Origin of the sequence: Micromonospora sp. NPDC085948 (assembly GCF_040686315.1) — a bacterium.
GTDB lineage: Bacteria > Actinomycetota > Actinomycetes > Mycobacteriales > Micromonosporaceae > Micromonospora.
On record NZ_JBFBJW010000005.1, the window covers coordinates 568,264 to 574,263 of the forward strand.

Annotated in this window: 4 protein-coding genes; 2 read left to right on the forward strand and 2 right to left on the reverse strand. The window is 68.2% G+C overall.

Annotated features, from left to right (window positions below):
* The first annotated feature begins 1,324 nt into the window (after positions 1–1,324).
* Together AB0O48_RS17465 and AB0O48_RS17470 are read left to right on the forward strand one after the other, a co-directional pair.
* On the forward strand, positions 1,325–2,512 hold the full coding sequence (locus tag AB0O48_RS17465; RefSeq protein WP_357256191.1) for a phosphatidylinositol-specific phospholipase C1-like protein: 1,188 nt from the start codon (positions 1,325–1,327) through the stop codon (positions 2,510–2,512).
* 594 nt (positions 2,513–3,106) lie between these two features.
* On the forward strand, positions 3,107–4,060 hold the full coding sequence (locus AB0O48_RS17470) for an NAD(P)-dependent alcohol dehydrogenase (protein WP_365066669.1): 954 nt from the start codon (positions 3,107–3,109) through the stop codon (positions 4,058–4,060).
* A 34-nt stretch (positions 4,061–4,094) separates the two neighbouring features.
* On the opposite strand, the gene AB0O48_RS17475 is transcribed toward AB0O48_RS17470, so the two are convergent.
* On the reverse strand, positions 4,095–4,625 hold the full coding sequence (locus AB0O48_RS17475) for a hypothetical protein (protein WP_365066672.1): 531 nt from the start codon (positions 4,623–4,625) through the stop codon (positions 4,095–4,097).
* Positions 4,626–4,689: 64 nt separating this feature from the next.
* Positions 4,690–6,000 (reverse strand): arabinofuranosidase catalytic domain-containing protein (locus tag AB0O48_RS17480; protein WP_365066674.1); only part of this gene is annotated, 1,311 nt, incomplete at its 5' end.

The window sequence follows — 6,000 nt, forward strand, 5'->3', positions numbered from 1 at the left end:
AGCCACCCATGGAGTACGAGGTGTGCTCGCCTTCAGGCTTACCCGGACGGCGATCCGCCGCCCCGTCGTGCGCCCTGTCCAGAAGCTGCATAGCCTTGCGGTGCTCGCCGACGGTCGCGAGCGCATGGGCATGCTGGACGCGAAGTGCCGCCCGCACCGGGCTGGGCGCCTCCTTGTCCTGGAGCATCGCGGCTCGGCGAAAGCCTCGACCAATGAGCCGTTGCTGTACTTCGCTGCTATACAAGATCAGAAATGGCCATCCGGAAGAATCCGAATGGCCTCTGACCTGCGTCGGGACGGCCGGATTCGAACCGACGACCCCTTGACCCCCAGACCTCGGCAAGGTGGTCGGGTGCGGTTGGCACGGCTGCACAACAGCCCGGTCGGTGTCGTGGCGGCCCCGTGTGGTTCCGTCGGTTGCTGTACATCGCTGCTGTACTGCCGGGTCCGTACGAGCGACTCCCCCTGCGCCAGGCCCACTCCCCTGCACCATGTTGATCCCGTGTGCTGATGAGGCACGGGACGGGCACGTGCCGACTGGGGGTGCGAACCCGGGAACCGCGGCTCAGCCGCAACCCGCGGGTTCGTGGCAACGTCCAAGGTTCAGAAGATCGCCCCCTGGTCGCCGCGAGTACATCACTGCTCACGGTGACCGTATGTAATCCGGCCCCACCTGCCGCCTGCCCGCTCATCTACGCCCCTGCCGGCGTGGTCTTCCATCTGGAAGACCTACGCCACCTTCCTGGCCCGACTGAGATCCGGGCGTGCATGGACGATCGCTGCGTAACCCGCGACAGCCCATCACGGATCGACACACCAATGCTGACCGCAGGTTCAGAGGACGCCACTGATCATCGCACCGTCACGGCCAGACTTACCCTGACGAATCCCACAAACCGAGTCGTCATATTCGACGCCTCCACGAGCGTCACGCTACGGAGGATCGAGGCTCCCTCATGCTCCGACCAGACCGCCAATCAGGCAAGCGTCCGAGCTACTGCCGCCAGCTAGCCAGCAAGAACGGCCACGAGGACTCGTTCCTGCCCAGCGGCCATACCGCCGGTAGCGCCGAAGAAGCACTCGACTGCGCCTGCAGGCCCCCGGACCTGCGATCCGTTGGCATGTTCATCACCGCCGCCCCCTGCTCGGCGCCGTGTTGGCCGAGGCGGCGCCGCGCGCGCCATGAGTGCCAGGTGACGCGGCCGGATCACTGGCGCCGCTCGTTCTGGCAGGGTTCATCGTATCGATGGCCGTTGGCGAGCCTCAGCTACGGCCCGGACACCCTCGCTTCCTAGCCTTGCCGCAATCCGTCGAGGGGGATTGCATGAGAGTCAGGACCAGGAGCGTCGCCGCGCTGGCCGCGACCGTCGTCACCACCATCGCCGTCACTGCCGTGCCGTTGGCTGTTCGGACCTTCGGGGACGTGCGAGCCGCCGGCCTGTCAAGCGCCGGGGGCGCCGGTGGCGTGCGAATGAACCAGATCCAATACATGGGGGCGCACAACGCGTACCACCGTGAGCTACAGGACGTCGAACTGCAGGAATCGCTCAAGATCGACCCCGGGTACCCGTCGTGGGGTTTCTACTCGCACGCGTCCATTCCCGACCTGCTCGGCCGCCAGAGCGTCCGTGGCCTGGAACTGGACCTGCTGCCCGACCCCGAGGGCGGGCTCTACCGGCACCCGCTCCCGCGGAAGCGGGCGGGGCTCGGCCCGATCGACGATCCGGCCATGGCGAAGCCCGGCATGAAGGTGCTTCACGTCGCCGACCAGGACTACGGAACCAGCTGCCGCACCCTGGTCAGCTGTCTGGAGCAGGTGCGGACCTGGTCCGCCGCCAACCCGAGCCACGTGCCGATCATCCTCCAGCTCGAACTGAAGCAAACCGACAAGCGGTGGGAGGCCCTCGGCGGAGCGGTGAGCCCGGCGTGGAGCCCCACCCTGCTGGACGCCGTCGACGACGAGATCCGCTCCGTCTTCCCGGAAGACCAGCTGATCACCGCCGACGACCTGCGCCGACCGGGTAGGACCCTGGAAGCGTCGGTGCTGCGGTACGGCTGGCCGAAACTGGACTGGGCGCGCGGGAAGGTCCTGTTCTTCTTCGACAACGGCGGCCCCGGCGGCATCCGCAACATGTACACGCAGGGCCGGCCCAGCCTGGAAGGCCGCGCCGTCTTCACCCAGGGGCCGCCCGGGTCGCCGGACGCGGCGGTCACGATGGTGAACGACCCGCGGGGCGCCAACGGAGCAGTCATCCAGGACCTCGTTCAGCGGGGTTATCTGGTGCGTACCCGCTCGGACGAGCCGCTGCGGACGGTGAAGAGCGAGGAGTTCAGCCGGGTGGAGGTCGCCCTGGCCAGCGGTGCCCAGTTGGTGACGACCGATTTTCCGACCGTGGGCATGGCTGCCCGGTACGACAGCGACTTCGTGGCGGAGCTCCCCGGTGGCATCGCCGTACGCTGCAACCCGGTGTCCGCCCCACAGACCTGCCGGGATGCCAAGCTGGAGCGTTGACGCCCAGTTCCACCAGCGCGACGGGTGGTTGGTTCGCGGGCGATCGACGCGATCCGTCGCCGTCGTCGTGGGGCGCGACGTGTAAAAGGCGCTCTACCGGAGCAGCGGCAAAACGCCAGGAAACCTGAACGGCGGCGACTACATCCGGATCTGCCGCCGACCGAGTGTGCGTAGCGTCCGGGTCAAGGTCTCCCGGCTCCCGGTGTGGGCGCCGGGAACGCCACCATCCTCCCGCTAGGGTGCGACGGCTCCGGTCCACCCCACGCCTGGCCGACGACGAACAGCCGCGGGTCCCGCCCGCGGCTGAGCACGCAGGCGAAGGCTCCGCGATCAAAGCCGACGGTGGCCAGCACCTTGCCGCCCTCGTGTACCCGAACACAGCGCTGGTTCTGGAGTAGAAACGATTCCGGCACCGGAACTCAACGCCCATCCTGGACCCGCCACCACCCCGAGCCCTCGGACACCTACCCCGCCGTCGCCGGCAGCCTCTGTCGGTCAGTCGCTCGTCTCTCTGTGCTACCAAGGAGCCGTAGCCTGCTGGCCTTGGACGTAACTGCGGCTGGACTATTTCCACGAAGGGCTAGGGGTACGCGGATGAGAGCGATCGTGTACGACAGGTACGGGTCCCCGGATGTGTTGCGGATCGAGGAAGTCCCCAAGCCGTCTCCCGCTGCCCGGCAGGTGCTCGTCAGGATCGCGGCGACCTCGGTCAACCTGAGCGATTGGGAGACCCTGCGAGGCTCACCACTGTATTCGCGCATCGGTGGGCTGCGCTCACCGGCACGCCGGACGCTCGGCTCGGACATTGCCGGATGGGTTGAGGCGGTGGGCCCGGCCGTCACCCGGTTCCGACCCGGTGACGAGGTGTACGGCGACAACCTCATGCTCAAGGGCGGTTTCGCCGAGTACGCGATCACTCCCGAGTCGGTTCTGGCCCGCAAGCCCGCCGCCCTTACCTTCGCCGAGGCCTCGGCGATCCCACAGGCGGGCGTAATCGCGTGGCAGGGGACCAAAGGCGCCGCAGCCGGGAAACGGGTCCTGATCAACGGTGCCGGCGGAGGATCGGGCTCATTCGCGATTCAGCTCGCCAAGCGACTCGGCGCCCAGGTGACCGGCGTCGACAACGCCGGCAAGCTCGACTTCATGCGCTCGGTCGGCGCGGACAAGGTGATCGACTACCGCAGCCAGGACTTCACCCGCAGCGGCCCGTACGACCTCATCCTCGATTTGGTCGCGCACCGGTCGGTGTTCGCCTACCGCCGGGCACTGGCCCCCGGCGGCCGTTACCGGTGCGTCGGCGGATCGGTCTCGGCGCTGCTGCGCATACTCACGATCGGCGCCGCGGCCGGCCGACTCACACACCGCCGGCTGGGCGTGCTCGCCGTCAAGGAAGGGCCGACCCACTTCGAACCGGTGGCCGACCTCTGCGCCACGGGCGACCTCGCCATCCACATCGACCGAGCCTTCACCCTCGACGAGGTACCCGAGGCGTTGGCCCACGTTGGAGAGGGACGCGCCCTCGGAAAGGTCATCGTGACCGTTAACTGACCAGCGACTGCGCACATCTGCCGCGGAGCGAGCGTCACGTTGCGCGGTGGCCGTGCGGTGCGCTCGACGCGCAGAACGAGCTGAACGAGCTGAACGAGCTGAACGAGCTGAACGGCGGATCGTCACAGGGCGCCGGGTGGACGGTGTGGTCCTGATGGAGATCCGCTTGGAGGACGGCCGGGTGACCCGCCTGACCAAGGCCGGTCTGCCGTTCGTCACGATCGGGCGGATCGCCGAGCCGCACGACATGAGCTGGATCGACATCGACTATTCCGGGCTGATCGCCCGCTGCGTGCACCACCTGGCCGATCTGGGGCACCGGCACGTGGCCCTGGTCAACCGCTCCGCCGAGTTGGTGGCCGCGGGTTACGGCCCCAGCCATCGAGCGCTCACCGGTTTCCGGGCGGCGGCGGACCGGGGTGGAGGTCTGCTGCGGCGACGACACGGCCTCCGGCGAGGCGTGCGTGGAACAGCTGCTCGTGACCCATCCCGAGGTCACGGCCGTCGCCACCATCAACGAGGCCGCGCTGCCCGGGATGCAGCGCGCGCTGACCGGTGCCGGCACCGCCGGCGGTGCCGCCTCCGTGAGACTCGCGGAGGCGGCACCGCCGATCGGGTGGTGCTACGGATCAGCTGCGGGTGGACCACCGCTGGTTCTGTTGCCCGTTGCAGGCCCAGAGGAGGAGCTTGGTGCCGTTCGCGGTCCCAGCGCCGCTGGCGTCGAGGCAGAGCCCGGACTGGACGCCGGTGATGGTGCCGTTGGAGTTGATGTTCCATTGTTGGTTGGTGCCACCGTGGCAGTCCCAGATGATGGCCTGGGTGCCGTTGGTGGTGCCCTGGCCGCTGGCGTCGAGGCACTTGTTGCCCAACACCTGCAGTTGTTTGCCGGCCGTGTGGGTCCAGCGTTGGGCGGTGTTGCCGACGCAGTCCCAGAGTTGGACCTGGGTGCCGTTGGTGGTGGTGCCGTTCGGCACGTCGACGCAGCGGTTGGACTGGGCACCGACGAGTTGGACGCTCTGTGTCGGGTTACCGCCACCGGACGGCGCGTACGCGGCGGCGGCGATGTTGGCCTGCACCGCGTCCTCGGTCGCCGCGGTCGGGTAGCCGGAGGTCATCACGCCCTCGTAGAAGGTGCCTCGGGCGGTGTTGCTGTTGTCGCCGCCGATGCCGAGCAGGATGGCGCCTTCCTTCTTCATCGGGTGGTAGCCGTTGGGGCGGCGTCCGTCGAAGTAGGTCGTCAGGCCGCCGGCCTGGGCGTTGCCGCCCCGGATGGCCCAGTGGTTCGGTTCGCCCTTGACGATGGCGGTCACGAAGCGGTGGTTGATGGGCGCCATGGGGTTGTATCGCGGGTTCACTCCGGAGAAGAGTCCCCATTCCATGTCCATCATGATCCAGGGGCCGTTGCCGTCGCCGTAGCCCCACACCTTGTTGTTGCCGAAGTAGATGGTCTCCATGATGCCGATGTCGTCGGCCATGGCGTTCGTCTGCGCGTTGCCGTAGTCGAAGCAGCACCCGTTGTTGTAGTGCGTGCCGTCGAGGACGGCGTACATGCCCTCGGGCTGGTCGCCGGTCGCGATGCCGTTGGTGTTGTTGTTGCGGTAGCCGGTGCCGGGAGCGATGTAGACCCCGTACGCCTTCTGGCCGCCGATCGTGATCGGCGCCGCCTTCGCGTCGGCAAGGTTGTCCGACCCGCCAGGGCCGGGGCCCGGCACGCCGCCACCCATGGCCTGGGTGAGGCGGTTGTTGCGGCCGGACTGGTCGTAGATGATCGTGATGACGCAGTTCGTGTTGGCGCAGAACGTGTCCTGCGTGGCGGCGTCGGCGTAGCCGCCCGCGCTCAGCACGCCGATGTCGCGGGTGGTGTTGTCCGAGGAGCGCCGGACCTGGTAGAGCGGGCCGTTGTACGCGCCGTACAGCGCACGGGTGGTGCTGTGCGCGGC

What these genes read in the sequence shown, in the direction of transcription:
- AB0O48_RS17465 (WP_357256191.1), top strand. Translation starts at nt 1,325, where the DNA reads ATGAGAGTCAGGACCAGGAGCGTCGCCGCGCTGGCCGCGACCGTCGTC.
- AB0O48_RS17470 (WP_365066669.1), top strand. Translation starts at nt 3,107, where the DNA reads ATGAGAGCGATCGTGTACGACAGGTACGGGTCCCCGGATGTGTTGCGG.